This is a genomic window from Streptomyces sp. NPDC045470 (assembly GCF_040646595.1).
Lineage (GTDB): Bacteria > Actinomycetota > Actinomycetes > Streptomycetales > Streptomycetaceae > Streptomyces.
Window position 1 is genome coordinate 642,791 of sequence record NZ_JBEZAN010000001.1, and the last position, 25,273, is coordinate 668,063.

Here is a 25,273-nt window from a genome sequence, read left to right on the forward strand (position 1 = left end):
GCGACAGCGAAGACCAGAACACCGGAACCGACAAAGGACCCTTACGTGAACATCCGCTCCCTCACTAGAGGCGACGGCGTGGTGATCGGAGCAGCGGTGTTGCTGTTCATCGCCTCGTTTCTCGACATCAGCTCGTACGACGGATCCGACTGCACCGGCAGCTTCTGCCCGAAGATCACGTCCACGAACGCCTGGGACTCGCTGTCCCTGCTGATGGGCATGTTCCTGGCCGGCGTGATCGCCGCCGCCCTGATCGTGGTGGCCCGCGCCCTGCCGCAGCCGCTGAAGGTCGCGGGGCTCGACCTCGGGCAGTTCGGCGTCGCGTGGACCGTGTTCGTCGCCTGGTTCGCCTTCTGGACGACGGTCAACAGCAGTGGCGCGGGCGCCGGCCTGATCCTCGGCCTGATCGCCGCGCTCGTCCTGGCCGCCGCGGCCGTGGCCACCCCGCTGGTACCGGCCCTGAAGGCCGGCCTCGTCCCGGCCCCGCGGCCGCAGACCCCGTCCCCGTACGGCGCCGCTCCGGGCCAGGGGTACGGCTACCCCGGCGCCCACCAGCAGCAGCCGGGCCACGGCGGGTACGGCTACCCGGGCGTCCAGCAGCCCGGCCAGGGCCAGCCGCAGCCGGGGCAGGCCCAGCCCGGCCCGCAGTCGTACGGCGGGCAGCAGCCCTCCCCGGCCGCCGCGCAGCAGCCCGCGCCCGCCGCGGACTTCGCGCCGTTCTGGTTCGCGGTGCCGGTGGCGCGCCCGCTGTACGGCGAGGACGGCGCGCCCACGCCGATCGCCGAACTGGCGCCCGGTACGTGGTACCTCGCCGTGGACCAGCGGGGCCAGGCGCTCATCGCGCAGACGCAGGACGGGCGCCGCGGCGTCCTCCAGGACACGACCGGCATCCAGCGCGGCTGACACCGGCCGCCGCCCGCACCGCACGGCCCCTCCCCCGTTCCTTCCGGGTGAGGGGCCGTCGCCGTATCCGCCCTTCCTTTCGCCCCTCGCCCCTCATACAGTGCTCCGACCGCCCACCGGACCTGACCACCCGTCACCTGGCTCCGTGTCCCTCCCAGTCCGTCCCAGAAGGGGCTCATCATGCGACTCGGCCTGGCACTCGGCTACTGGGGCCGCGGCCCCGACCCCCGGCACGTCGAGCTCGCCCAGGAGGCCGAACGGCTGGGCTACGACTCCGTGTGGACCGCGGAAGCCTGGGGTTCCGACGCCTTCACCACCCTCACCTGGATCGCCGCCCGCACCACCCGGGTCAGGCTGGGCACCGCCATCGCCCAGATGGCCGCCCGCACCCCCACCGCCACCGCGATGCAGGCCCTCACCCTGGACCACCTGTCCGGCGGCCGGATGCTGCTCGGACTCGGCCTCTCGGGGCCGCAGGTGGTCGAGGGCTGGTACGGCCGCCCGTTCCCCGCGAGTCCGCTCACCGCCACCCGCGAATACGTGGACATCGTCCGCCAGGTGCTGCGCCGGGAGGCCCCGGTCACCCTCGACGGCCGCTTCCACCCGCTCCCCTACCGCGGCCCCGACAGCACCGGCCTCGGCAAGCCCCTCAAGCCCATCACCCACCCCCGCCGCTCCGGCCTCCCCGTCCTCCTCGGTGCCGAGGGCCCCAAGAACATCGCCCAGACCACGCGCATCGCCGACGGCTGGCTCCCGCTGTACTGGTCCCCGTACCGCACCGACGCCTACGAGGCGTCCCTCGCCGACGCCCCTGAGGGCTTCCTCGTCGCCCCGATGGCCCGCGCCCGGCTCTGCGACGACGTGGCCGAGGGCCTGCTCCCGGTCAAGGCCATGCTCGCCTTCTACATCGGCGGCATGGGCCACGCCTCCCGCAACTTCCACGCGGACCTGATGTCCCGCATGGGCCACGAGGAAGCGGCCCACCGCGTCCAGGACCTCTTCCTCCAGGGCCGCCGCGACGAGGCCGTCCACGCCGTCCCCGACACCTTCGCCGACGACATCTCCCTCGTCGGCCCCCGCCCCCGCCTGGCCGACCGCCTCACCGCCTGGCGCGAGGGCCCGGTGACGGACCTCCTCGTCACGGCCCCCGACCTGAAGACACTGCGGGTACTGGCGGAGCTGAACGGCTGACCCCACCGCACGCCACACACGAGCGGGTGAATCGGGTTGTCGGTGGGTCAGCCGACCCGCCGGACAGGGCTCGCCGAGGACGAGACCGAGCGGATCGAGGGGGCGGCACCGTGCCGACGCTGCCGTCGCTGCGCCGGCTGACGGGCGCCCTCGATGCGCAGCTCGATCTGTCCGTCGACCCGGACGAGATGTCACTGTCCTTCGTCCCGCACACCGCCTGACACGAGGCGGCCAGCGCCCGTCACATCAGCCGAACACCGCCATCCCCAGCCACTCCTCCAGGAACGCCCGGTCCCCCGTGACCTCGATGCCCGGTGTGTCGACCGGGAGGCGGCGGTAGTAGACGCGGAGGAGATCGGCGGCGGGGCCCTGGAGGGTGGTGGTGGCCGGTTCGGTGGAGTGGCGGTAGGCGGGGGCGGTGCCGGTGAAGTCGAGGAGCCAGTCGGCGGGGGCGCCGGGCGGGGTGTCGGTCGCGTGCAGGCGGAGGGTGCGGTCGCCGCCGAGGAGGGTGGTGAGCGGGTGGTCGGGCCGGAGGGTGGGGAGCAGGCACATCAGCTGCGACCACTCCTCTATGGTGTCGGCGGCCACCTCCGGGTCGAGGGGGAAGGCGGCGCCCGTGGTGGCGGCCGCGTCCGCCCGGTGGACGATCGTCTCGTGGGTCATCCGGCGGGGCCAGAAGCCGGAGGGCTGCCCCGGGGCCCAGGCCCAGACCGGCGCGTCGGGGCCCGCCTCGCGCATCGCCCCGGCGGCCAGCCGTGCGCCTTCGTCGAGCCAGGCGTCCAGGGCCGCCGGGTCGTCGGCGGACGGGCCTCGGCCCTCCGGGACCGCCTCGTAGGCCACCATCTCGGTGGCCCGGGTCCGTACGGTCATGGCGGCCCAGCGGTAGGCGCCACCGACGTGCCGGACGAGGTCTTCCAGGGTCCAGTCCGGGCAGGTCGGTACGGTCGCCTTCAGGTCGGCGCCCCGGATGGTCTGCCGGAACCGGTCGCTCTCCACGAGGACTTCGGCACAGTAGCGGTCGTGGTCGAGTGTTCCGTTCATGGTCGTCATGGACCGCACAGTAGCGGCTGAGAGCGGTGGATGCCTCCGTTTATTGTGGAACGGAGGGCGCGGAGCGGGGAGTTGTTTATCACGGGTCGGCGCGGCTACCCGGGGGTCATGTCCAGGAGACACCGGTACGGAAGCAGTCACGCGGCCACGGCCGTCACCGTCGTCGCGGACGTCATGGCCGTCATCCTCGGCCTGTGGATCGCGATGTACCTGCTCGACGCGAACCGCGCCAACGACCTGGTGCACTTCGTCCAGGGCGCGGCGCGGTGGCTGGCGGGCTGGTCCTACAACCTCTTCACCTTCGACGCCGACTGGCTGCGGACGCTGCTGAACTACGGGCTGCCCGCGCTCGTGTACCTGTTCGTCGGCCACGCGCTGGCCGCCCGTATCCGGCGGATCGAGCGGTGAGGAGGGGCGGCCCCGGGGCGCCCCTCCGTACCCGTCAGGCGCAGCAGTCGGGGTCCAGCCCCGTCGGCAGGCGTTCGCCGCCGAAGACGGCGGTGGTGGCCTCGTCTCCCCCCAGCGCGGCCACGGCCAGCAACATCGATCCGGCCGTCCAGGAGGTCTGCTCCTCGGGCCAGACCGCGTCGTCGTCGAAGACGTAGCCGGTCCAGTACATGCCGTTGTCGGCGCGCAGGTGCTGGACCCACTTGAGGATCTGCACGGCGCGGTCGGACTCGCCCATCGCCCAGAGCGCCAGGGCCAGTTCGGCGCTCTCGCCGCCGGTGACCCACGGGTTGGGCAGGACGCAGCGCACGCCGAGGCCGGGGACCACGAAGTCTTCCCAGGCGGACTCGATGCGGTCCTTGGCGGCGGTGCCGCGCAGGGCGCCGCCGAGGACCGGGTAGTACCAGTCCATGGAGTAGCGCGCCTTGTCGAGGAAGCGTTCGGGGTGGTGCCGGACGGCGTGGCCGAGCCGCCCGAGGGCCAGTTCCCAGTCGGGCTGGGGCTCTTCGCGCTGTTCGGCGAGGGCGAGGGCGCAGCGCAGGGCCTGGTAGACCGAGGAGGAGCCGGTCAGCAGGGCGTCGGTGACGGGTGTGCCGTCGTCCTCGCGCTTCCAGCCGATCTCGCCGCCGGGCTGCTGGAGTTCCAGGACGAACTCGATGGCCGCGTACACGGCGGGCCACATGCGGTCGACGAAGGTGTCGTCGCCGGTGGACAGGTAGTGGTGCCAGACGCCGACGGCGAGGTACGCGCAGAAGTTGGTCTCGCGGCCGCGGTCGGTGGGGGCGGCGGCGTCCCCGTCGGCGTAGGCCGCGTACCAGGAGCCGTCCGGGTTCTGGTGCCGGGCCAGCCAGTCGTACGCGGCCTCGGCGCGCTCGTGCTCACCGGCCGCGTCCAGGGCCATGGCGGCCTCGGTGTGGTCCCACGGGTCGAGGTGGTGGCCGCGGAACCAGGTGATGGCGCCGTCCTCGCGCTGGGCCGCCAGGATGCCGGCGACCGTGCGGGCCGCCTGTTCGGCGGTCAGCACTCCGGGCAGGACCAGGCGTTCGGTACGTCCTGGTGTGGTCACTTGGCGGCCCCGGCGGCGGCAGCGTCGGTAGCAGCGGCGGCGTCCCCGGCGGTCGGGCCGGCGGCCTGGGCCGGCAGGTGCGGCTTGGTGGCGTACGCGACGAAGCTCTTGCCGATGACCGGGTTGAGCAGCTGCTCGGCCATCCGCGTGGCCAGCGGCTTCTTCATGATGTCCCAGACCAGCAGCTTGTGGTACGCCTTGACCGGCAGCGCCTGGTCGTTGTCGACGCCGAAGGCGCACTTGAGCCACCAGTAGGGGCTGTGCAGCCCGTGCGCGTGGTGGGTGCCGTACGGCTTCAGGCCCGCCTCGCGCATCTTGCCGAGGAGTTCGTCGGCCTTGTAGATGCGGATGTGGCCGCCCTCGACCTCGTGGTACGCGTCGCTCAGCGCCCAGCAGACCTTCTCCGGACCGTAGCGCGGGACGGTCACCGCGATCCGCCCGCCGGGCCGCAGCACCCGCACCATCTCGGCGAGCACCCCCTTGTCGTCGGGGATGTGCTCCATGACCTCGGAGATGATGACGACGTCGAAGCTCTCGTCGGGGAACGGCAGGGCCAGCGCGTCGCCCTCCATGGCGGTGGCGGTGGCGCCCGCGGGGGCCTCCCCGGCCTCCTTCATCGCGGCGAACCACTTGGCGACCTCGCGGATCTCCTCGGCGTTCTGGTCGAGCGCCACGACCTGCGCGCCGCGCCGGTAGCACTCGAAGGCGTGCCGGCCCGCGCCACAGCCCAGGTCCAGGACGCGGTCGCCCTGCGCCAGCGGGAATCGGGAAAAGTCGACGGTCAGCAAGGGCTCTCTGCTTTCGTCCTGGGGGGGAAGCCGGGGCGGGTTAAGCCCGGCGGCGGCGGGTCCTGGCGGTGGTCGTGACGGTGGTGGTCGTGACGGTGGTGGTCGGTGCCCGTCCGGGCCGCATCAGGCGCGGCCTGCGGGGGCCGGGGCGGACGCGATGGCGCGGCGGGTGCGTGCGGCGCGCCCGCGCGGGTTCTGCAGGGCGATGGCCTCCCGGTAGCGCTCGGCGGTGCCGATGGCGGCCTGGCGCCAGGTGAAGCGGGCGAGGACGCGTTCGCGTCCGGCGGCGCCGAGCCGGCGGCGCAGGTGGTCGTCGTCCAGCAGCCGGGTCAGCCCGGCGGCCAGCGCGTCCGCGTCGCCGGGCGGTACGGACAGACAGGTCTCGCCGTCCGGCCCGGCGACCTCGGGGATGGCGCCGCCGGTGGTGGCCAGCAGCGGCGTACCGGTGGCCATGGCTTCGGCGGCGGGCAGCGAGAAGCCTTCGTAGAGGGACGGGACGCAGGCGATCTGGGCGCCGCGGACCAGGTCCACGAGTTCGGTGTCGCTGATGCCCTTGACGAATTCGATGGCGTCGCCGAGGCCGTGCCGGGCGATGGCGGCGGCCACCGGGCCGTCGTCGGCGCGCTTGCCGACGACCACCAGGTGGGCCCGCGGGTTGCCGGTACGGACCTTGGCGAGGGCTTCGACCAGGTGGACGAGGCCCTTGAGGGGGACGTCGGCGCTGGAGGTGGTGACGATGCGGCCGGGGATCTCGGGGACCGACGGATCCGGCGAGAAGAGGTCGGTGTCGGCGCCGATGTGCACGACGTGGATCCGGCCGTCCCGTACGCCGAGGTGGTCCACGATCTCCTGGCGGGAGGAGCCGGAGACGGTCAGCACCGACGGCAGACGGCGGGCGACGCGCTTCTGCATCCGGGTGAAGCCGTACCAGCGGCGGACCGAGGCGCGCCGCTTCCAGCCGTCGGCGGCGTCGAGGTCGAGCTGCCGGTCGACGGTGATGGGGTGGTGGATGGTGGTGACCAGGGGCGCGCCGAGGTCGCCGAGCAGGCCGTAGCCGAGGGTCTGGTTGTCGTGCACGACGTCGAAGTCGCCGCGGCGGGCGGCGAGGTGGCGGCGGGCGCGCAGGGAGAAGGTGAGCGGTTCGGGGAAGCCGCCGGTCCACATGGTGCCGACCTCGACGGCGTCGATCCAGTCCCGGTACTCGCCGCGCTTCGGCGTGCGGAAGGGGTCGGGCTGCCGGTAGAGGTCGAGGCTGGGCAGTTCGGTGAGGGTGACGCCGCCCCCGGACTCCGTCCGGACGGTGTCCGCGTCGTCGAGGACCGGGTACGGCTGGGCGCCGATCACTTCGACGGTGTGGCCGAGGCAGGCCAGTTCGCGGGAGAGGTGGCGGACGTAGACGCCCTGACCACCGCAGAACGGGTTGCCCTTGTAGGTCAGCAGGGCGATGCGCAGGGGGCGGTCGCCGTCCGGCCCGGCGGAGGCGGCGGGGGCCTCGGCGGGGTGCTGCGCGGCTGCCTGGACGGCCTCGGCGGACACTCTCGGCCCCCTTCTCGCTGGACTTTCGCCGGAGCGTAACCGCTGGCGCTAATCTAGAACAAGTTTCAGTACGGTTCGGCCGCGGCCGGCCGGCGGCACCCGCGGGCCACGGCGGCCGGCAGGCTACTGATCAGTTCAAGGAGCTTCGAATCTACCGGCCGGAAACCCGGCGGAAAGAGCCGCACCAGGTGATTCGCGCCACCACCTGCGCCCCTGCCATGCTGTGCCGATCGCAGGACCGGTACGCGCCGCACCGCGGACGGACTGTCACGGAATGGGACATATGACTACGGACTCCACAGCGGCCGGAGCGGCACTCCCTCCCAGTCCGCCCCTGACCGCACGTCAGGAGGCCCGGCGCCGCCGCATCCTGCACGCCAGTGCCCGGCTGGCGGGCCGCGGCGGGTTCGACGCCGTGCAGATGCGCGAGGTCGCCGAGTCGTCGGACGTGGCGCTCGGCACCCTCTACCGGTACTTCCCCTCCAAGGTGCACCTGCTCGTGGCGACCATGCAGGACCAGTTGCAGCACATGCACGAGACGCTGCGCAAGCGCCCGCCGACGGAGCGGGAGCCGGGCGCCCGGGTGGCGCAGACCCTGATGCGGGCCTTCCGGGCGCTCCAGCGCGAGCCGCAGCTGGCGGACGCGATGGTGCGCGCCCTGACGTTCGCCGACCGCTCGGTCAGCCCGGAGGTGGACACCGTCTCCCGGCTCACCACCGCGATCATCCTGGACGCGATGGGGCTGGACGGCGCGCCGACGCCGGAGCAGCTCTCCGCCGTCCGGGTCATCGAGCACACCTGGCACTCGGCGCTGATCACCTGGCTCTCCGGGCGCGCCTCGATCGCCCAGGTGAAGATCGACATCGAGACCGTCTGCCGGCTCATCGACCTCACCGCGCCGCAGCCCCGCGCCTGACGTAAAGGCTACGAACGGGTAACCCCTGACGTGGCGCATTCGGGGCGCGCACTCCCCCAACGCGCGCCCCCACGCCTCCGCTTGGCCAATTCTCCGGGTCCATGACAGCGGCATTGCCGGTATGAATTCCGGGTACTCGCAACGGTGCCGGTACGCGGGGTCTTGGAGGGGGACTGCAGTGATCCGGGTGCTACTCGTGCATGACATCTGTCTGTTCCGGTGGGCATTGGCAGAGGTGCTCGACCGGGAGAACGACATCGACGTCTCCGCCGCCACCACCCGTGACGCGGCGGAACGGGTGCGCGCCGTGCGCCCCGACGTCTGTGTGGTGGACGCGGAGAGCCCGGAGCCCACCGGGTCAGGCATATTGCGCAAGTTATCCAAACTCGCGAAAGGGAAAGGCCCGGGGAAATCACCGGCCCTGCTGGTGCTGGGCTCGGCACACCGGCCGGGCCCGCTGCGCCGGGCGTTCGAGGCGGAGGCCCTCGGATACGTCGACAAGGAGGCCTCACCGGTGCAGCTGACCACCGGGATACGGCAGGTGGCGGCGGGGAAACGGTTCATCGACGGATCGCTGGGCTTCGGCTTCCTGCAGGCCGCCGACATCCCGCTGACCCGCCGGGAACTGAGCGTGCTGTCACTGGCCGCCGAGGGCTCCTCGGTCTCCGAGATCGCCGGCGTCCTGCACCTGTCGGCCGGGACCGTGCGCAACTACATGTCCGCCATCACCCGCAAGACGGGTGCCCGCAACCGCGTCGACGCCATCCGCATCTCGCGCGGCGAGGGCTGGCTGTAGGGGGTGCCCGATGGAACAGGGGCGGACACGCCGCGGAGTCCGGCGCGGTGCGTCGCGAGGCGCCGGAGCGTCCTGACAGCGGAGCTATCGGGGCGTTTCGGCGACGCCGCGAGGTGCCGTGCCAGGCGTCGCGGCCCCGGCCCCGGCCCAGCGGGCACCCCCTGTCGGCGCGGCGGCCGGGGGCTCCTCGTGGGCCCACCCGCCCGCCAGCTCGCGGTAGAGCGCGGACCGCCGCAGCAGCTCGCCGTGCCGTCCCGTACGGACGTGCGTACCGTCCATCACCAGCACCCGGCCGGCCCGCAGCGCCGAACTGATGCGGTGCGCGACGACGATCAGCGTGCCGCCGGGCCGGGCCGCGAAGGCACGTTCGGCGCGGGCCTCGGCCTCCGGGTCCAGGTGGCAGGTCGCCTCGTCCAGGACCACCAGCGACGCCGGCGCGAGGTAGGCGCGCACCAGCGCGAGCAACTGACGCTCCCCCGCGGACAGTTCGGCGGGGACGAGCGTGGCGTCCGGCCCGCCCAGGCGTGCCAGCAGCGCGCCCGCGCCGAGCTCGGCGGCGGCCGCCAGGAGGTCGGCGTCCGGGACCCGGCCGCCGGGACACAGGTAGGCCAGGTTCTCCCGTACGGTGCCGGAGAAGACGTACGCCTCCTGCGGTACGAGCACCCGGTCCGCGGTGGCGGGGCGGCGGACCTCGCCGCTGCCGGGCTCCAGCATGCCCGCGACCAGCGCGGCGAGGGTGGACTTGCCGATGCCGCTCGGGCCGACGACGGCCAGGTGCCCGCCGGCCGGCACGGTCAGGTCCAGGTTGCGCACGACCGGGTCGGCGTGCGGGCCGTACGCGAAGGTCACACCGGCGAGTTCGACGGCGTACCCGTCGCGGGGCGTACGGTGCGGCCCGGCGTCCGCCGCGCCGGTGGCCGGTTCGGCGGTGAGGCGGCGCAGCACCACACCCAGGCGGGTGCCGGCCGTACCGAGTCCGTGCATCAGGCTCTGCAGCGCGGGCAGCAGCGACTGTGTGAGGTACGCGAGGGCGCCCACCAGCGCGCCGGGCGTCACCCCGCGGTCGAGCAGCCAGGGCGCGGCGAGCAGCAGCAGGACGATGGGCAGCCGGCCGCTGATGCCGAGGGCGAGCACCCGGCTCACGCTCCAGCGGGCCAGGGCGCGGGACGCCCGCAGTTCGGCGTCGAAGCGTTCGCCCGCCGCGGCGGCCACGGTCCGCTCCGCGCCGGCCGCGGTGATGTCGCGCAGCCCGCCGACCGCCGTACCGGTCTCCGTGGCGATGGCCTCGTCCGCGGCGAGGAACGTCTCCTGCCGCCGGGCCATCGGCCGCAGCGCCCCGGCGAACAGCGCCAGGCCGAGCACCAGCGGCGGCACCACCAGCAGCAGGAGTACGGGCGCGAGCGAGCACAGGCCGACCAGCGCGCCGGCGGTGACGAAGACGAACGAGCGGGACACCAGCACCAGTCCGGCGAAGGTGTCGCGGGCGATCTCGACCTGGTGGGTGAGCCGGGAGACCGCCGCGCCGTCCGGGGCGTACAGCCCGCGGGCGACGACCTTGCGCACCAGGGTGTCGCGCAGCGGTTCCACCAGGTCGGCCACGGCCCCGTAGACCCGGGCCGTGCCGTACGCGCCGGCGCCGACGCAGACCGCCGCGGCGGCCAGCCAGGCGGCGCCGACGACGGGGCTGCCGCGCAGGAACCCGTCGTCGATGGCGTGCGCGAGCGCGAACCCGAACAGGAACGTCTGCCCGGACTCGACCAGCGACCACCCCGCGAGCCGGGCCAGGACCGTACGCCGCCGCTTGAGGAAGCGCAGCCCGGACCGCCGCAGCGGGGCCCCCGGGACGACCCCCTGCCGCTGGGCTTCAGACATGCGCGGGCTCCTTCGGGGCCGAGGCGAACAGCGCCCGGTACGCGGGCAGCTCCCACAGTTCGACGTGCGGCGCAAGGGCGCGAATCCGCCCGTCGTCGAGCCAGGCCACCAGGTCGGCGCGGGCGGCGGTGGCGGCGCGGTGCGCGATGACCATCCGGGTGGCGGCCTTGACGTCGTGCAGCAGGGCGCGGGTGACGTTCAGTTCGGTGACGGTGTCCAGGCTGGAGGTGGCGTCGTCGAGGACGAGCAGCCGCTCGGCGTGCGCGAAGGCGCGGGCCAGGCCGAGGCGCTGCGTCTCGCCGCCGGACAGCGGGGCGTCGGCGCACGGGGTCGCGTAGCCGTCGGGCAGCCGGTGGATGAACGGCGCGGCGCAGGCGGCTTCGGCGGCGGCCTCCACCTCCTCGCGCCCGGGGGCGTACGAGCCGAGCGTCAGCGTGTCGCGGAGGGTGGTGCCGAGGAGCGCCGGGCGTTCGAAGGCGTAGCCGACCGCGCGGCGCAGGGCGTCGTGCGACAGGTCGCGCAGCGGTACGTCGTCGAGGGTGATCATTCCGGAGTCGGGGTCGGCCAGCCGTCCGGCGACGGCGGCCAGCACGGACTTGCCGGTGCCGGAGCGGCCGACGACGGCGAGCGAGGTGCCGCCGGGCACGGTGAGGTCCAGGCCGCGCAGCACGGCGCGGTCACCGCGCCGCACGGTCACGCCGTGCAGCTTCAGCGTGCCGTCGCCCGTGCCGAGCTGCCGCCTCCCGTAGGGCATCGCGGGGACCGCCAGGGCCTCCGCGATGCGCCGGGCGGCGGCGCGGGCGTGCACCAGGCTGTTCAGCCGGCCGACGATCTGGCCGACGCCGGTGGCCAGCGCCGCGTAGCGGGAGGCCGCGAGCAGCGCGCCGACGGTCAGCGCGCCCTGTGACAGCCGGACACCCGCCACGCACAGCACGGCGATCTGGAGCAGCGGTACGAGCATGGCGGCCTGGGCCGTGGACCGTCCCAGGACGTGCCACATGCGGTGCCCGTGCCGGGCCAGGCCGGGCAGCGGGGCGAGGATGCGGGCGGCTTCGCGGCGCTGGGTGCCGGCGGCGGCGATGGTACGGGCGCCGCCGACCGCTTCGACCAGGCGTCCGGCCATGTCGCCCTGGCTCTCCTGGTACCGCCCGACGCAGTCGCCGGTGTCGCGCGCGAACGCGCGCAGCAGGAGGGCCAGCAGCGGCATGCCGAGAAGGAAGGCGACGGCGGTCCACACGTCCACCAGCGCGAGGGCGGCCAGCGCGCCGACCGGCGTGATGACGGCGGCGACGGAGGCGGCGAGGGCGGTGGGCGCGGTACCGGCGTGCGTGGCGTTGCCGACGACGCGGGTGACCAGGTCGCCGGTCCCGTACCGCTCGGTGGCGCGCGGTCCGGCGGCGAGCAGATGGTGGGTCAGGCGGCGGCGTATCCAGGCGGTGCCGCGGGCGTCGGTGGTGCCGGTGAGCAGCCCGTCGAGAGCGTCCAGCAGGACGATCAGACAGGTCAGGGCCGCGCAGAGGGTGAGCCAGCCGGCCGCGGGGCGGTGGTCGAGCAGCAGGTCGAGGGTGCGCCCGAGGGCGGCGGGCAGGGCCAGGCCGAGGCCGGCCGATGCGGCGGTGAGCAGCAGGAGCGCGGTGGCGCGCAGGGCACTGTGGCGCAGGGCGCCGGCCAGCAGCCGGTCGGCGGGGGTCACGGTCACAGCCTCTCGACGGGGTGTGCGTGCGGCCCGCGCAGGGGCCGCACGCACGTCCGGATCACAAGTCCCGGATCTGGGCTACCGGTTCAGGCATTCCGGCAGCGGTGTCCGACCGGTCAGGTCAGAGACACAGGACGATGCTGGCCTCGCTCCAGCAGAGCAGCAGGCTGGCCTCGCTGCCGCCACCGCCGCCGCCGTGCTCGGGAGCGTCCATCGCCTGGAGGTCGAGAAGCGCCATGACACTTTCCTCTCACTATGGGGACGTAGTCGTACTGGTGTTGCTGTGTTGCTGGTGGTGCTGTGTTGCGGGTGTTGCTGCGGTTCCGGGTGACGGGTCTCCCCGTGGCACCCGGGGTACGGCTCCGGCACTGCGGCCGGGGCCGGCTCTAGGGCCGCCTGGCCTCCGCGGAGGGGGGCGGCAGGAAGGGCAACTGGACGGGCCGGTCGTGCAGCGCGGCACCGAGGGCCAGCAGGCAGCCCGCCGTACCGGTCGCCAGGTCCATCGACAGGCGCATCATCTGGTCGCCGGGGAAGGCGAGGTGCTTCCGGTAGGGCATGGCGTACCAGCCCAGGTAGGAGATCTGGGCCGCCAGCGCGCCGTCCAGGTCGGCACCCGGTGTGGTCGTACGCGCCAGGTGCAGGACGCATCCCGCGCGGCCGCGGAAGAGGCCGGGCTGCGCGTAGAAGCGGGATCGGGCGGCGGGCAGGATGGCGGTCCGCGCCTCCTGGAACTCCTCGTCCGCGCGGTGCGCCAGGTAGTCGTCCAGCACCGCCGCGATGCCGACACTGCCGGCGCCGAGGTACGGCAGCGTCCGCCAGCCCTCGTCGACGACCAGGGTGCCGTTCTTGTTCCGTACGCAGCGCGCCAGGTCGCGCCGGAGCGCCTCGGCCGCGAGGTCGAGCAGGCCCGGGTCGCCGGTGGCCTCGTACAGCCGCAGGAACAGCAGCGCGGGTCCACTGGCGCCGCGCAGCAGGCCGGCCCGCTTTCCGCAGGCGTCCAACCGGTCGGCGGTGTGCCCGGCGGCCTCCAGGGCCCGGTCGCGCAGTTCCCGTTCGCCGCGGGTGCGGGCGAGGTGGTCGAGGGCCAGGCCGACGCCGGCCAGGCCGCCGTGCAGGTCGGGCGCGAGACGGTGCCACTTCTCGGCGAGGACCCGCTCCATCAGCTCCATGGCCCGCTCGGGGTGGCCCAGCCGGTCCAGTACGCAGGCGACGCCGGACAGCCCGTCGTAGAAGCCCAGCGAGGTGCCGGGAGGAGGCGGGGCGGTCTGCCGCAACAACCACTCCTCGCCTTCCCCGTACCTCCCGGCACCGGTCTCGGCGAGCGCGTACAGGACGCCGGCGGCGCCGTACGCGATCCCCAGCCCGCCGCCGTCCGTGAACTGGGCGATGTCGCCGGGGAAGAGCCGGTCGGTGCGTTCGGGGGTGGCCGAGGCCAGGATGCCGGCGACCATCGCGTCGCGGCTGTGCGGCCAGTCGGCGGGCTCGGCGGGGAGGTAGGGCGCGGGGCCGGTACGGCGCTTCGCGGGCGGGGCCGTCACCGGAGCGCTCCTGGACGCGTCCGGGGCCGTCACCGGCGCGGCCGCGTCGGGGACCGGGGCCCCCTGGATCACGTCCACCGCCTCGGCCAGGAACTCCGCGGGTACGTCGGGGAACTCGTGCGCCACGATCTCGGCGAGGTGCGCGGCCTTGTCCCGGTCGATCACCAGCAGCGTGGTCATCGGCAGGAACAGCGCGAGCCGCAGACAGGCGAGCGCGTACCGGTCGACCTCGAAGCCGGTGCGGTCGGCCGGGGCGATGAAGCCCGGGTGGGCCAGCGTCTGCCGCTGCGCCTCGCCGGCCTCCGCCGCCGCCTCGAAGTCCAGGAGTTTCACGCCGCTCTCGTCGGGCGCGACCATGATGTTGAACATGTGCAGGTCGTTGAAGACGACGCCGCGGCGGTGCACGGCGGCCACCACGTCCTCGACCGCCGCGTGGATGCCCAGCGCCCACCGCGTGTAGTCGGCCAGCGCGGACGGCTCCGGCGCGGGCCCCATCAGCGGGTGCCGCTCGGCGAAGAACGCGTTGAGGGTGCGCCCCTCCAGGAAGTCCATGACCAGGAAGCGGTGGTCGTCCAGGGTGAACCAGTCGCGGACCTCCGGCGCGACGCCGAGCCCGGACAGCTTCTCCAGGGCGGCCCGTTCGCGCTCCAGGCGGGTGACGGCGTCGGCGCGGTCGGCGGCCAGCCCGGCATGCGGACGGGCTTCCTTGAGCACCACCTTGTCGCCGGTGCGCCGGTCGCGGCCGAGGTAGACGCCGCCGCCGTTGGAGAAGTGCAGTGCCGACTCGATCTGGTACGGCAGGTCGGCGACGGTGGTGGAGTTGCGGGCGGCGAGCTGCGGGGCGAGGAAGTCCGGCAGGTCGATCCACTCCGGCACGTGGAACCTCGGCTCGCGCCGGTCGGGAACCAGCTTGCCGTCGGCGTTCTCGATCGCGCCGACCAGGTTGCCGTGCTCGTCGACGCAGTAGCGCCGGGTGAATCCGCCGTACCGCACGTAGAGCGGGCCGTCCTGCCAGCGCAGGTCGCTGAGGATGTACGGGCCCGGCTCGCCGGCCAGCAGCGCGCCCAGCTCCCGCAGGACGGTGTGCAGTTGCTGCTCGTCCGACGGATAGATCGTGGCGAACTTGCCGCTCGAACCGCGGTCGGCGTACTTGGAGTTGCGCAGGTGCAGCGGGCGCGGCCCCGGTACGAACTTGAACGGTATCCGCCGGGCGACGCAGTAGTCCCACACCTGGGACGCCAGCTTCTCGGCGTTGTCCGTACAGGCCGAGACGTGGATCTTCCAGCCCTGCGGGGGCAGTCCGGTACCCGGCTGTCCTTCCGCCTCGACCGGGTTCACGTGGAGCCAGTCCCCGGAGAGGAAACACCGCCACCCTTCGGGGACTGCGCGCTGCGCCGCTTCGTACAGGGGGCCGTGGCCCGACGCGGCTGCGGTCCCTGCGGACAGACGGTCCGGGGTCTCGTAGAAGAACCTGTCGGCGAGACAGTAAACCTCGTACCGCTTGTCCATCGTCTCCCCCCTCGGCGGCGTGGCACAGAGATTTCCACGCCGCCGGGGAGCGTTAACAGTCACAGATGTCACGAGATCACCGTGAGAAGTTCACGGGTTACCGACGGTACGTACCGGTGGGCGCGGGGCTCGCACCCGTACCGCCCGGCGGGGACGGCCACCGCCCCGGTGGCCGGAAGCCGCTCTCCCCGGGCCCGCCCGCGCCCGCGCCGGGCGGGGCCGCTCACTCGTCGGGCGGGAAGACCGCCTCCCCCGTGACGGCGTCCGTCACGGTGATCGCTTCGACGGGGCAGCCCTCGGCCGCCGCCAGCACGTCGTCGGACGCGTCGCACTCGGGCCGTACGGGGTGCGACTGGCGGGCCGCGTCCAGCGCGAAGCCGCCGGGGGCGGTGGCCACGCACAGGCCGGAGCCGATGCAGACGCCCCGGTCGACCGTCACGCGCCAGCGGGGCCCGTCCGGCCCGGCCTCCGCGCCCTTCCTGCCCTTGTCGGCCGTACCGCTCATTCCGTCCCTCACCCCTCCGCCGGCAGATGGATCATCTTGTGCTCCAGGTATTCGCCGAAGCCCTCGGGCCCGAACTCCCGCCCGATTCCGGAGTTCTTGTAACCGCCGAAGGGACCGAGCATGTCGATGCTGAAGGTGTTCACGGAGTACGTACCCGTCCGCACCCGCCGGGCGACGTCGATGCCGCGCTCGGTGTCCGCGGTCCACACCGAGCCGGACAGCCCGTACTCGGAGTCGTTCGCGATCCGGACCGCCTCGGCCTCGTCCTCGTACGGCAGCAGGCAGATCACCGGGCCGAAGATCTCCTCGCGGGCGATGCGCATGGAGTTGGACACCTCGCCGAACAGCGTCGGCTCCACGTACCAGCCGGTCTCCATCCCCTCCGGCCGCCCGCCGCCGGTCAGGATCTTGGCGCCCTCGCGCTGTCCGAGGGCGATGTAGTCCAGCGACCGCTGCTGCTGGCGCCGGGCGACCAGCGGTCCGATCTCGGTCGCCGGGTCCAGCGGGTCGCCCACGCGCAGGGCGGACGCGACGGCGGCGAACCGCTCGGCGATCTCGTCGTAGTGCTCGCGGGGCGCGAGGATGCGCGTCTGCCCGATGCACGCCTGCCCGTTGACCAGCCACGCGAACGGCGCGATGCCCGCCACCGCGGCGTCCAGATCGGCGTCCGGCAGGATGACGGCGGCCGACTTGCCGCCCAGCTCCAGCGTCACCCGCGTCAGGTTGCGCGCCGCGACCTCCATGACGCGCCGGCCCGCGGCGACCGACCCGGTGAAGGCCACCTTGTCCACGTCCGGGTGCCCGACCAGGTACTCGCTCACCTCCCGGTCCGCCGGGAGGATGGACAGCACGCCCGGGGGCAGCCCGGCCTCGCTCACGATGTCCGCCAGCAGATAGGCGTCGAGCGGTGTCTCGGGCGACACCTTGAGGACCACCGAACAGCCGGCCAGCAGCGCCGGCGCCAGCTTGGCCGCCGCGGTGAACTGCGGCACGTTCCACGGCACCACGGCCGCCACCACACCGACCGGCTCGCGCCGTACCAGCAGCGGCCCGAGCACACCGGCCCGGCGTTCCTCGAACGGGAAGTCCCGGGCGACCGTGACCGCCGCGTCCCACGCCATCATCGCGGCCAGCGCCTGCACCATCACGCTGGAGGTGTACGGGGTGCCGTTCTCCGCGCTGATGACCCTGGCGATCTCCTCGCTGCGCACGGCGAACGCGTCCTTGATCCGCGTGACCACCGCGATCCGCTCCGCGAGCGGCGTACCGGCCCACACCCCGGAGCCGAAGGAGGCGCGGGCCGCGGAGACGGCCCGGTCCACATCGGTCCGCGAGGCGTGCGGCACCCGGCCGATGACCTGCTCGGTGTGCGGCGAGACCACCTCGATGTTGCCGCCGCCGGCCGGGTCGGTGAACTCGCCGCCGATGTAGAGCTGTTCGTACTCGACGAGTGCGCTCATGGCTGCCGCCTCCTGAGGGTCGGACGGGGTTCTCGTGGCGATCCAGGACGGTGCGGAGAGTTTCTGACGCCGCATCAGGACTAGTACCAGTTCTAGTTATGCTGGGCAATGCTCGTACGGGGCCGGGTACGGCTGCCCGGTACGAGGGGCTCGGTACGGTGCTCGGTACGAGGGCGCGGCACGTCCGCGCGGAGGCGGAGGTGCGCGGATGACAGCAGCGGCCCGGACCGGGACGGCGGAGGCCGGGCCCCGGGTGACCGACCACCGGGGCGGCGTGTGGTCGATCGCCGTCCCCATCCCGGACAACCCGCTCGGCCACACCCTGGTCCACCTCCTGGAGACCGGCCGCGGCCCGGTCCTCGTGGACACCGGCTGGGACGACCCGGACGCCTGGGACACCCTGACCGCCGGGATCACCGCCTGCGGCTTCGACGTCACCGGTCTGCACGGCGTCCTCGTCACGCACCACCATCCCGACCACCACGGCCTGTCCGCCCGCGTACGGGAGGCGTCCGGCGCGTGGATCGCCATGCACGCGGCGGACGCCGCCGTCGTACGCCGCACCCGGGCGGCCGAACCCGGCCGGTGGCTGGACCACCTGATCGCCAAGCTGGCCGCGGCCGGCGCGCCCGACAGTCACCTGACGCCCCTGCGTCAGGTGCGCGCCAAGGAGCCGGTGCGTGACCTCCCCGGGCAGCGGGCGGCACTGCCCGACCGCGAGATCGAACCCGGCGCACTCCTCGATCTGCCCGGCCGCCGGCTGCGCGCCGTCTGGACGCCCGGCCACACGCCCGGCCATGTGTGCCTGCACCTGGAGGAGGAGCACCCGGCCCGGCGGCCGGGGCACGGCCGGCTCTTCTCCGGTGACCACCTGCTGCCGGGCATCAGCCCGCACATCGGGCTCTACGAGGACCCGGACGACGCGACACCCGGCGACCCCCTCGGTGACTACCTGGCCTCCCTGGAACGCGTCGCCCGGCTGGCACCCGCCGAAGTGCTCCCCGCCCACCAGCACGCCTTCACGGACGCGGCCGGCCGGGTGCGCGAACTGCTCGCCCACCACGAGGAGCGGCTGGCCGGGCTGCGCGCGCTGCTCGCCGTACCCCGCACGCCGTGGCAGCTCGCCGAGGCCATGGAGTGGAACCGGCCGTGGGAGCGCATCCCGTACGCGTCGCGCACCATCGCGGTCGCGGAGGCGGAGGCGCATCTGCGGCGGCTGGTGCGGCTGGGGCTGGCGGAGGCGGTGCCGGGGGCGGAGCCGGCGGAGTACCGGGCGGTGTGAGGGAGCAGGACGGGTGGCTCCGGGGCCGGGCGGCGCGCGGCAGGCGGGAAGGTGACGGCAGGCCCTGGCGGTCCGGGTGCGGCGGCGCCTCCCGGGCCCGTACCCGGGACTCGCCCGGACCGCCGGTTAAGGTGTGCGAGACAATTTCATCCCGTGCCCGATCGGGGGAAGCCGGTGGAAATCCGGCGCTGACCCGCAACCGTGATCCGGGACGTACGTCCGCCGTACACCCGCCGAGCCGGAGCACCCGCTGGGGCACGACCAAGGCTCCCGCCACCGGAAGGCCGCGCCTCCTCGCGCGGGCGCCCGGTGCGCGGCACCGTCGAGGTATGCGGAGCTGAGCCCGGTGCCACCGCGGCCGGTCGTCGACCGGCGGAGGGCGGGGCGTCCGAGTGCGGCTGCGCACCCACCGCAGCACCCACCACCGGCCCACCGCGGACCCACCGCAGCGACCTGACCCGAGAGGCACCGACCCGATGGCCACCACGGCTTCCCAGGCTTCCCTGGCTCCCAGGGCTTCCACGGCCCCCACCTTCGCCGCCCTGGCGCGCCGCGCCGCCGCGGCGCTGGCCGGGGCCGCCGTGCTGTGCGCGGCCGGTGCCCCCGTGGCGGCCGCCGACTCCCCCGCACCCGCCGCGCAGGCGTCGAAGCTGCCCGACGGGCTGTACGGCACCAAGGACCCGAAGTTCGACGGCGTGTGGCGGCAGTCGCTCGCCCTCCTCGCGCAGCGCACCGCCGGTGTGCGTCCGTCGGTGACGGGCGTCGACTGGCTCGCCGGGCAGCAGTGCTCCGACGGCGCCTTCAGCGCCTACCGCGCCGACCCGGCCACGGCGTGCGACGACAAGACGATGCGGGACACCAACCAGACGGGTGCCGCGGTGCAGGCGCTGGCCGCGCTCGGCGGGCACGACGACGCCGTGCAGAAGGCCGTGAAGTGGCTGAAGTCGGTACAGAACGACGACGGCGGCTGGCCGTCGATGAGCGGCTCGCCCAGTGACGCCAACTCCACCTCCGTGGTGATCGGCGCGCTCAAGGCGGCGGGTCAGAAGCCGGAGTCCGTGCAGAAGGGCGGCAAGTCCCCGTACGACGCACTGGTCACCTTCCAGCTGGGCTGCGACGCGAAGGAAGGGGAGCGCGGCGCGTTCGCCTTCCAGCCCGAGGACGGCAAGCTGGCCCCGAACGCGGACGCCACGGCCGCCGCCGTGCTCGGCGGGCTGGGCGACGGCTTCGTGGTCGACCCGGCGGGCAAGGACGTCAACGCGCCGGTCAAGCCCCTGAAGTGCGACGGCGGCGCGGCGGACAAGGACGCGCGGCGGGACCCGAAGCAGGCCGCCGAGGGCGGTGCCGCCTACCTGGCCGCGGTGCTCGGCGCCAACGGCCAGCACCTGAAGTCCGCGATGCCCGGCGCCGGGGACCAGCCCGACGTCGGCAACACCGCCGACGCCGTGGTGGCCCTCGCCGCCGGCTCGCACGGCGACGCCGCGCAGGCGCCGCTGAAGTGGCTGGAGAAGAACTCCGCGAACTGGGCCAAGGAAGCCGGCCCGGCCGCGTACGCGCAGCTCGTGCTCGCCGCGCACGCCGCGGGCGCCGACCCGCGCTCCTTCGGCGGCGCCGACCTGGTCGCGCAGTTGAACGCCACCGGCCCCAAGCCGGCCGGCAGCTCGGCGCCGTCCGCCGCGCCCGAGAAGGACGCGCAAAACCAGGACGAGCAGAACTCCGGCGTGTGGTGGATCTTCGGCATCGTGTTCGTGGCGAGCATCGGCGCCGGGTTCCTGCTCAGCGGCCGCCGGAAGAAGAGCGACGTCTGATGCGCCCGCCGCGGTCCCGCTCCGCCCGCCTCCTCGGCGCCCTGGTCCTGGCCGGTACGGTCACGGGCCTCGGCGCGGCGCCCGCCCAGGCGCAGGAGTACCGGTACTGGTCCTTCTGGGACGGGCCCGCCGCCGGCGCCCCGGCCTCCGGGGACGGCGGCTGGTCGTACGCGACCGAGGGGCCGGCCACCAGCCGCCCCCGGGACGGCGCCGTGGTGGGGTTCCGTTTCACCGTCAGCGCCGGCTCGGCGGCGGCCGGCAAGCCGCGCCGTGCCGCGGACTTCGCCGCGATCTGCGGGAAGACGCCCGCCCAGGACGGCACCAAGCGCGTCGGCCTGGTCCTCGACTTCGGTACGAAGGCGGACGCGGCGGCCGGGGAGAACCCGCCGCCGGTCCGTACGGAGTGCGCGCGGCTGCCCGAGGACGGGACGGCCGGGGACGCGCTGGCGGCCGTCGCCAAGCCGCTGCGGTACGACGCGAACTCGTTGCTGTGCGCCATCGCCGGTTATCCGAAGGCGGGGTGTGCGGACCAGGCTTCCGGTTCCGGTTCAGCTACGCCGGACCCGGGTGCTTCCGAAGGTGCGTCCGCCGCCGGGAAGCAGGCGGACGACGACGCCTCGGGCGGCCCCTCCGCCGGACTGATCGGTGGCCTCGCCGTCCTGGTCGTCCTGGGCGCGGCGGCCGGGTGGCAGGCTCGCCGCCGCCGCGGATGAGCGCCCGCGTCCTCGGCGCGCCCCGCGCCACCCGCTCCACCGCGCTGCACGCGGGTGCCTGGTGGCTGTGGGCGCTGGGTTTGGCCACCGCGGCCTCCCGGACGACCAATCCGCTGCTGCTGGGCCTGCTGATCGGCGTCGCCGGATACGTCGTCGCGGCGCGCCGCACGGACGCCCCGTGGGCCCGCTCGTACGGCGCGTTCCTGAAACTCGGCCTGCTGGTGATCGGCATCCGGCTGGTCTTCGCGTTCTTCCTGGGCTCGCCCGTCCCCGGTACGCACACCCTGGTGACGCTGCCGGAAGTGCCGTTGCCCGAGTGGGCGCGCGGTGTGCGGATCGGCGGCCGGGTCACCGCCGAGGGGATGCTCTTCGCCTTCTACGACGGGCTGAAGCTGGGCACCCTGCTGATCTGCGTCGGCGCCGCGAACGCGCTCGCCAGCCCGGCACGTCTGCTGAAGTCCCTGCCGGGCGCCCTGTACGAGGCGGGCGTCGCGGTCGTCGTCGCGATGACCTTCGCGCCCCATCTCGTCGCCGACGTGCAGCGGCTGCGCGCCGCACGCCGGTTGCGCGGCCGCCCGGACCGGGGCGTCAAGGCGCTGCTCCAGGTCGGGCTGCCGGTCCTGGAGGGCGCGCTGGAACGTTCGGTGTCGCTGGCGGCGGCGATGGACGCGCGCGGTTACGGCCGTACGGCGCAGGTGCCGCCCGCCGTACGGCACACCACCACCGCCCTCACCCTCGGCGGCCTGCTCGGCGTCTGCGCCGGTACGTACGGGCTGCTGGCCGACACCGGAGCGGCGTACGGCCTGCCGGTGCTGCTCGCCGGGCTCGCCGCGGCCCTCGCCGGGCTGTGGCTGGGCGGCCGCCGGTCCGTACGCAGCCGCTACCGGCCCGACCGGTGGGGCGTGCGCGCCTGGCTGGTGTCGGGCTCCGGCATCGCGGTGGCCGCCCTGATGATCTGGGCGAACTCCTCCGACCCGGCCACCCTGCACCCGCCCGCCGTCCCGCTCACCGCGCCCGTCCTCCCGCTGTGGCCCGCGGCCGGCGTCCTGGTGGGGCTGCTTCCGGCGTTCGTCGCGCCGCTGCCGCAGCGGGCCGCGGGGGTCGAGGCGGAGCCGGGGACGGAGTCGGGGGCCGGGCGGGTACGGGCAGAGAAGTCTCCGGCGCAGGGCGCGCCGCACACGAAGGAGTCCCCTCAGTGATCCGCTTCGACCAGGTGTCGGTCACCTACGGGGACGCCGCGGAACCCGCCGTCCAGGGCATCGACCTGACCGTGCCCGAAGGCGAACTGTGCCTGCTCGTCGGCCCCTCCGGCGTCGGCAAGTCCACCGTGCTGAACGCCGTCTGCGGCCTCGTGCCGCACTTCACCGGCGGCACCCTGCGCGGCCGCGTCACCGTGGCCGGCCGGGACACCCGGACCCACAAGCCGCGCGAACTGGCCGACGTGGTCGGCACCGTCGGCCAGGACCCGCTCGCCCACTTCGTCACCGACACCGTCGAGGACGAACTCGCGTACGGCATGGAGTCCCTGGGCCTGGCCCCGGACGTCATGCGGCGCCGCGTCGAGGAGACCCTGGACCTCCTCGGCCTCGCCGACCTGCGCGATCGCGCCATCACCACGCTCTCCGGCGGGCAGCAGCAGCGGGTCGCCATCGGCTCGGTGCTCACCACCCACCCCAAGGTGCTGGTCCTGGACGAACCGACCTCCGCCCTGGACCCGGCCGCCGCCGAGGAGGTGCTCGCCGTGCTGCAGCGCCTGGTGCACGACCTCGGTACGACGGTCCTGCTGGCCGAACACCGGCTGGAGCGCGTCGTCCAGTACGCGGACCAGGTCATCCTGCTGCCCGCGCCCGGCGCGCCCCCGGTCGTCGGCGCGCCCGCCGACATCATGGCCGTCTCCCCCGTCCACCCGCCGGTGGTGGCCCTGGGCCGGCTCGCCCACTGGTCACCGCTGCCGCTGTCGGTACGCGACGCCCGCCGCAAGGCGTCGTCCCTGCGCGAGCGGCTGGCGGGGGTGGAGCCGGGGGAAACCGGGGTGACGGCGCCGGACACCGGTTCCGGGGCGTCCGGTCCCGGCAACGGCTCCGGCCCCGTCACCGGCCGCGGCTCGGAGGACGCTGTCTCCAGCCGTAAGCGCTTCGGGCGGTGGCGCCGCCGCGAGGAACGTCACCCCGCCGGGGCGACGCACGGGCCCGGGCACACGTCCGCCTCCGGGCACACGTCCACGCCGGGGCACACCTCCGCGTCGGGGCCCGCGCCTGCGGGCTCCGGTGGCCCGCTCGCCGCCGAGACCGCCGGGCTCTCCGTACGGCGCGGCCGGATCGACGCCCTGCACCGCGTCGGCCTGACCGTCCGCGCCGGCGAGACGATCGCCCTCATGGGCCGCAACGGCGCGGGCAAGTCCACCCTGCTCACCACCCTCGTCGGCATGCACGAGCCGACCGCCGGGTCGGTACACGTCGGCGGCGCGGCTCCGCACCGCACCGCGCCGCGTACGCTGCTGCGGCACGTCGGCCTCGTACCGCAGGAGCCGCGCGACCTCCTGTACGCGGACACCGTCGCCGCCGAGTGCGCCGCCGCCGACCACGACGCGGACGCCGCCGCCGGCACCTGCCGCGGCCTGGTCACCCGGCTGCTCCCGGACGTACCGGACAGCACCCACCCGCGCGACCTCTCCGAAGGCCAGCGGCTCGCCCTCGCGCTGGCCGTCGTGCTGACCGCCCGGCCGCCGCTGCTCCTGCTCGACGAGCCGACCCGCGGTCTGGACTACGCGGCCAAGGGGCGTCTCGTGGAGCTGCTGCGCGGGCTGGCCGCCGAGGGGCACGCGATCGTGCTGGCCACCCACGACGTCGAACTGGCCGCCGAGCTGGCCCACCGGGTCGTCATCCTCGCGGACGGCGAGGTCGTCGCGGACGGCCCGACCGCCGAGGTCGTCGTCTCCTCCCCCGCCTTCGCACCGCAGGTCTCCAAGGTGCTGGCGCCGCTGCCGTGGCTCACCGTGCCCCAGGTCGCCCACGCTCTGGAGGCCACGGCATGACCCGTACGCTCCCCGCTCCCCCGGACCGGCAGGCACGGGCGGTCCGGCTGGGCCCGCGCGCCGTGGCCGCACTCGTCCTGATCTCCGCCATCGGTGTGATGGCCTTCGGCTGGCCCCTGCTGGCCGGCTCCGCCTCCGGCCTCGCGCACTCCAAGGACGCGCCGTGGCTGTTCGCGGCCCTGCTGCCGCTGCTGCTCGCCGTCGTCGTGGCCACGATCGCCGACACCTCGGCGTCCTCGGCGACGGGCGGCGCGCCCAGCCTGGACGCGAAGGCCATCGCCATGCTCGGCGTCCTCGCCGCCGCGGGCGCGGCGATGCGCCCGCTGGGCGCGGGCACCGCCGGCATCGAGCCGATGTTCTTCCTGATGGTGCTGTCCGGGCGGGTGCTGGGGCCGGGCTTCGGGTTCGTGCTCGGCTCGGTGTCGATGTTCGCCTCCGCGCTGCTGACCGGCGGGGTGGGGCCGTGGCTGCCGTTCCAGATGCTGTCGATGGGGTGGGTGGCGATGGGCGCGGGCCTGCTGCCGGGCCCGGACCGGCTGCGCGGCCGCCGCGAACTCATCATGATCGCGGTGTACGGCGGGGTCTCCGCCGTCCTGTACGGCCTGGTCATGAATCTCCAGGGCTGGCCCTACATCGGCGGCATGGCCACCGGCGTCTCCTTCGTGCCGGGCGATCCGCTCCCCGACAACCTGGCGCGCTTCGTCGCCTACTGCCTGGCGACCTCACTGGGCTGGGACCTGCCCAGGGCCCTGGTCACGGTGGTCCTCACCCTCACCCTCGGCCCCACCCTCCTCAAGGCTCTGCGCCGCGCCACGCGCCGCGCGGCGTTCGACGCCCCGGCGACGTTCGCCCCCGAAGCGACGCCCCCGCAGCCGGAGAAGCGGTAAGGGCTGAAGCAAGGGCCCGAAGCAGGCGGCAGTAGTGCCCGAGATTGAGCAGTAATACCTGTACTCCCGCCCCGACCCTTACCTCCACCCGACTCCGTGTGACCCCACCCACAGGACTTCCGCCCCCGTACGGCTCTCCTTCGTAGATCCGGCCTCCCGCCGATCCGCTCCCCCTCGGGCCGGAACGGGCAGGACCTTTCACCCCGCGTGCGAGATCCACTAGTACGTCCGGGTATTGCCAACCCCGCCGACCACTTCCCAGGGTGGATGTTGTCG

Annotated in this window: 21 protein-coding genes and 1 riboswitch; of the genes, 11 read left to right on the top strand and 10 right to left on the bottom strand. The window is 74.3% G+C overall.

Annotation, left to right across the window (positions count from 1 at the left end):
- Nucleotides 1-45 precede the first annotated feature (45 nt).
- On the top strand, nt 46-903 hold the full coding sequence (locus AB0A97_RS02770) for a DUF5336 domain-containing protein (RefSeq protein WP_361143485.1): 858 nt from the start codon (nt 46-48) through the stop codon (nt 901-903).
- Between the two features lie 180 nt (nt 904-1,083).
- Nucleotides 1,084-2,094, top strand: a complete 1,011-nt coding sequence (locus AB0A97_RS02775; RefSeq protein WP_361143488.1) for an LLM class F420-dependent oxidoreductase — start codon at nt 1,084-1,086, stop codon at nt 2,092-2,094.
- A 246-nt stretch (nt 2,095-2,340) separates the two neighbouring features.
- On the opposite strand, the gene AB0A97_RS02780 is transcribed toward AB0A97_RS02775, so the two are convergent.
- Nucleotides 2,341-3,144, bottom strand: a complete 804-nt coding sequence (locus AB0A97_RS02780; RefSeq protein ID WP_361143491.1) for a maleylpyruvate isomerase N-terminal domain-containing protein — start codon at nt 3,142-3,144, stop codon at nt 2,341-2,343.
- Nucleotides 3,145-3,252: 108 nt separating this feature from the next.
- Here AB0A97_RS02780 and AB0A97_RS02785 point away from each other — a divergent pair, with 108 nt between their 5' ends.
- Nucleotides 3,253-3,552, top strand: a complete 300-nt coding sequence (locus AB0A97_RS02785; protein WP_361143494.1) for a hypothetical protein — start codon at nt 3,253-3,255, stop codon at nt 3,550-3,552.
- Between the two features lie 34 nt (nt 3,553-3,586).
- Here the strand turns inward: AB0A97_RS02785 and AB0A97_RS02790 are convergent, their stop codons facing one another.
- The 3 genes from AB0A97_RS02790 to AB0A97_RS02800 all read right to left on the bottom strand — a co-directional run bounded on the left by AB0A97_RS02790 (nt 3,587) and on the right by AB0A97_RS02800 (nt 6,981).
- On the bottom strand, nt 3,587-4,657 hold the full coding sequence (locus AB0A97_RS02790) for a prenyltransferase (protein ID WP_361143496.1): 1,071 nt from the start codon (nt 4,655-4,657) through the stop codon (nt 3,587-3,589).
- Nucleotides 4,654-5,445 carry a class I SAM-dependent methyltransferase gene (locus AB0A97_RS02795; protein WP_361143499.1) on the bottom strand — a complete coding sequence of 264 codons (792 nt, stop codon included), beginning with the start codon at nt 5,443-5,445 and terminating at the stop codon, nt 4,654-4,656. The genes AB0A97_RS02790 and AB0A97_RS02795 overlap by 4 nt, the downstream gene beginning before the upstream one ends.
- A 123-nt stretch (nt 5,446-5,568) precedes the next feature.
- Nucleotides 5,569-6,981, bottom strand: coding sequence for a glycosyltransferase family 4 protein (locus AB0A97_RS02800; RefSeq protein WP_361143502.1), 1,413 nt, complete (start codon nt 6,979-6,981; stop codon nt 5,569-5,571).
- A 283-nt stretch (nt 6,982-7,264) separates the two neighbouring features.
- Here AB0A97_RS02800 and AB0A97_RS02805 point away from each other — a divergent pair, with 283 nt between their 5' ends.
- On the top strand, nt 7,265-7,897 hold the full coding sequence (locus AB0A97_RS02805; protein WP_361143505.1) for a TetR family transcriptional regulator: 633 nt from the start codon (nt 7,265-7,267) through the stop codon (nt 7,895-7,897).
- A 178-nt stretch (nt 7,898-8,075) separates the two neighbouring features.
- Nucleotides 8,076-8,693, top strand: a complete 618-nt coding sequence (locus tag AB0A97_RS02810; protein ID WP_361143508.1) for a response regulator transcription factor — start codon at nt 8,076-8,078, stop codon at nt 8,691-8,693.
- Nucleotides 8,694-8,777: 84 nt separating this feature from the next.
- Here AB0A97_RS02810 and AB0A97_RS02815 read toward each other — a convergent pair whose 3' ends face one another.
- The 6 genes from AB0A97_RS02815 to AB0A97_RS02840 form a co-directional block, all read right to left on the bottom strand.
- Nucleotides 8,778-10,565: an ABC transporter ATP-binding protein gene (locus AB0A97_RS02815; protein WP_361143511.1), complete on the bottom strand. Its 1,788-nt coding sequence runs from the start codon at nt 10,563-10,565 to the stop codon at nt 8,778-8,780.
- Complete coding sequence (locus AB0A97_RS02820) at nt 10,558-12,264, bottom strand: ABC transporter ATP-binding protein (RefSeq protein WP_361143513.1); 1,707 nt, start codon at nt 12,262-12,264, stop codon at nt 10,558-10,560. Before AB0A97_RS02820 ends, AB0A97_RS02815 begins: the two co-directional genes overlap by 8 nt.
- A 118-nt stretch (nt 12,265-12,382) precedes the next feature.
- Nucleotides 12,383-12,499: a SapB/AmfS family lanthipeptide gene (locus AB0A97_RS02825; protein WP_063726143.1), complete on the bottom strand. Its 117-nt coding sequence runs from the start codon at nt 12,497-12,499 to the stop codon at nt 12,383-12,385.
- 148 nt (nt 12,500-12,647) lie between these two features.
- Nucleotides 12,648-15,308 (bottom strand): class III lanthionine synthetase LanKC, encoded by a 2,661-nt coding sequence (gene lanKC / locus AB0A97_RS02830; RefSeq protein WP_361143516.1) that lies wholly within the window; start codon nt 15,306-15,308, stop codon nt 12,648-12,650.
- Nucleotides 15,309-15,531: 223 nt separating this feature from the next.
- On the bottom strand, nt 15,532-15,813 hold the full coding sequence (locus AB0A97_RS02835) for a ferredoxin (RefSeq protein ID WP_361143519.1): 282 nt from the start codon (nt 15,811-15,813) through the stop codon (nt 15,532-15,534).
- Nucleotides 15,814-15,821: 8 nt separating this feature from the next.
- Nucleotides 15,822-17,273, bottom strand: a complete 1,452-nt coding sequence (locus tag AB0A97_RS02840; RefSeq protein WP_361143522.1) for an aldehyde dehydrogenase — start codon at nt 17,271-17,273, stop codon at nt 15,822-15,824.
- 208 nt (nt 17,274-17,481) lie between these two features.
- On the opposite strand from AB0A97_RS02840, the gene AB0A97_RS02845 reads away from it, so the two are divergent.
- The 6 genes from AB0A97_RS02845 to AB0A97_RS02870 all read left to right on the top strand — a co-directional run bounded on the left by AB0A97_RS02845 (nt 17,482) and on the right by AB0A97_RS02870 (nt 24,997).
- The gene (locus tag AB0A97_RS02845; RefSeq protein WP_361143525.1) at nt 17,482-18,555 is read left to right on the top strand and encodes an MBL fold metallo-hydrolase; all 1,074 of its coding nucleotides are present in this window, start codon (nt 17,482-17,484) and stop codon (nt 18,553-18,555) included.
- Nucleotides 18,556-18,689: 134 nt separating this feature from the next.
- Nucleotides 18,690-18,825, top strand: a riboswitch (cobalamin riboswitch).
- A gap of 206 nt (nt 18,826-19,031) precedes the next feature.
- Entirely contained in the window at nt 19,032-20,363 is a 1,332-nt protein-coding gene (locus AB0A97_RS02850; RefSeq protein WP_361143528.1) for a prenyltransferase/squalene oxidase repeat-containing protein, read from the top strand.
- Nucleotides 20,363-21,076 carry an SCO2322 family protein gene (locus AB0A97_RS02855; protein WP_361143531.1) on the top strand — a complete coding sequence of 238 codons (714 nt, stop codon included), beginning with the start codon at nt 20,363-20,365 and terminating at the stop codon, nt 21,074-21,076. Before AB0A97_RS02850 ends, AB0A97_RS02855 begins: the two co-directional genes overlap by 1 nt.
- Complete coding sequence (locus AB0A97_RS02860) at nt 21,073-22,275, top strand: CbiQ family ECF transporter T component (RefSeq protein WP_361143534.1); 1,203 nt, start codon at nt 21,073-21,075, stop codon at nt 22,273-22,275. Before AB0A97_RS02855 ends, AB0A97_RS02860 begins: the two co-directional genes overlap by 4 nt.
- Nucleotides 22,272-24,110 (top strand): ATP-binding cassette domain-containing protein, encoded by a 1,839-nt coding sequence (locus AB0A97_RS02865; protein ID WP_361143537.1) that lies wholly within the window; start codon nt 22,272-22,274, stop codon nt 24,108-24,110. Before AB0A97_RS02860 ends, AB0A97_RS02865 begins: the two co-directional genes overlap by 4 nt.
- Nucleotides 24,107-24,997, top strand: coding sequence for an ECF transporter S component (locus AB0A97_RS02870; protein WP_361143540.1), 891 nt, complete (start codon nt 24,107-24,109; stop codon nt 24,995-24,997). Before AB0A97_RS02865 ends, AB0A97_RS02870 begins: the two co-directional genes overlap by 4 nt.
- Nucleotides 24,998-25,273 lie beyond the last annotated feature (276 nt).

What these genes read in the sequence shown, in the direction of transcription:
- AB0A97_RS02775 (WP_361143488.1), top strand. Translation starts at nt 1,084, where the DNA reads ATGCGACTCGGCCTGGCACTCGGCTACTGGGGCCGCGGCCCCGACCCC.
- AB0A97_RS02780 (WP_361143491.1), bottom strand. Translation starts at nt 3,144, where the DNA reads ATGACGACCATGAACGGAACACTCGACCACGACCGCTACTGTGCCGAA.
- AB0A97_RS02785 (WP_361143494.1), top strand. Translation starts at nt 3,253, where the DNA reads ATGTCCAGGAGACACCGGTACGGAAGCAGTCACGCGGCCACGGCCGTC.
- AB0A97_RS02805 (WP_361143505.1), top strand. Translation starts at nt 7,265, where the DNA reads ATGACTACGGACTCCACAGCGGCCGGAGCGGCACTCCCTCCCAGTCCG.
- AB0A97_RS02815 (WP_361143511.1), bottom strand. Translation starts at nt 10,565, where the DNA reads ATGTCTGAAGCCCAGCGGCAGGGGGTCGTCCCGGGGGCCCCGCTGCGG.
- AB0A97_RS02825 (WP_063726143.1), bottom strand. Translation starts at nt 12,499, where the DNA reads ATGGCGCTTCTCGACCTCCAGGCGATGGACGCTCCCGAGCACGGCGGC.
- lanKC (WP_361143516.1), bottom strand. Translation starts at nt 15,308, where the DNA reads ATGGACAAGCGGTACGAGGTTTACTGTCTCGCCGACAGGTTCTTCTAC.
- AB0A97_RS02835 (WP_361143519.1), bottom strand. Translation starts at nt 15,813, where the DNA reads ATGAGCGGTACGGCCGACAAGGGCAGGAAGGGCGCGGAGGCCGGGCCG.
- AB0A97_RS02840 (WP_361143522.1), bottom strand. Translation starts at nt 17,273, where the DNA reads ATGAGCGCACTCGTCGAGTACGAACAGCTCTACATCGGCGGCGAGTTC.
- AB0A97_RS02845 (WP_361143525.1), top strand. Translation starts at nt 17,482, where the DNA reads ATGACAGCAGCGGCCCGGACCGGGACGGCGGAGGCCGGGCCCCGGGTG.
- AB0A97_RS02850 (WP_361143528.1), top strand. Translation starts at nt 19,032, where the DNA reads ATGGCCACCACGGCTTCCCAGGCTTCCCTGGCTCCCAGGGCTTCCACG.
- AB0A97_RS02855 (WP_361143531.1), top strand. Translation starts at nt 20,363, where the DNA reads ATGCGCCCGCCGCGGTCCCGCTCCGCCCGCCTCCTCGGCGCCCTGGTC.
- AB0A97_RS02860 (WP_361143534.1), top strand. Translation starts at nt 21,073, where the DNA reads ATGAGCGCCCGCGTCCTCGGCGCGCCCCGCGCCACCCGCTCCACCGCG.
- AB0A97_RS02870 (WP_361143540.1), top strand. Translation starts at nt 24,107, where the DNA reads ATGACCCGTACGCTCCCCGCTCCCCCGGACCGGCAGGCACGGGCGGTC.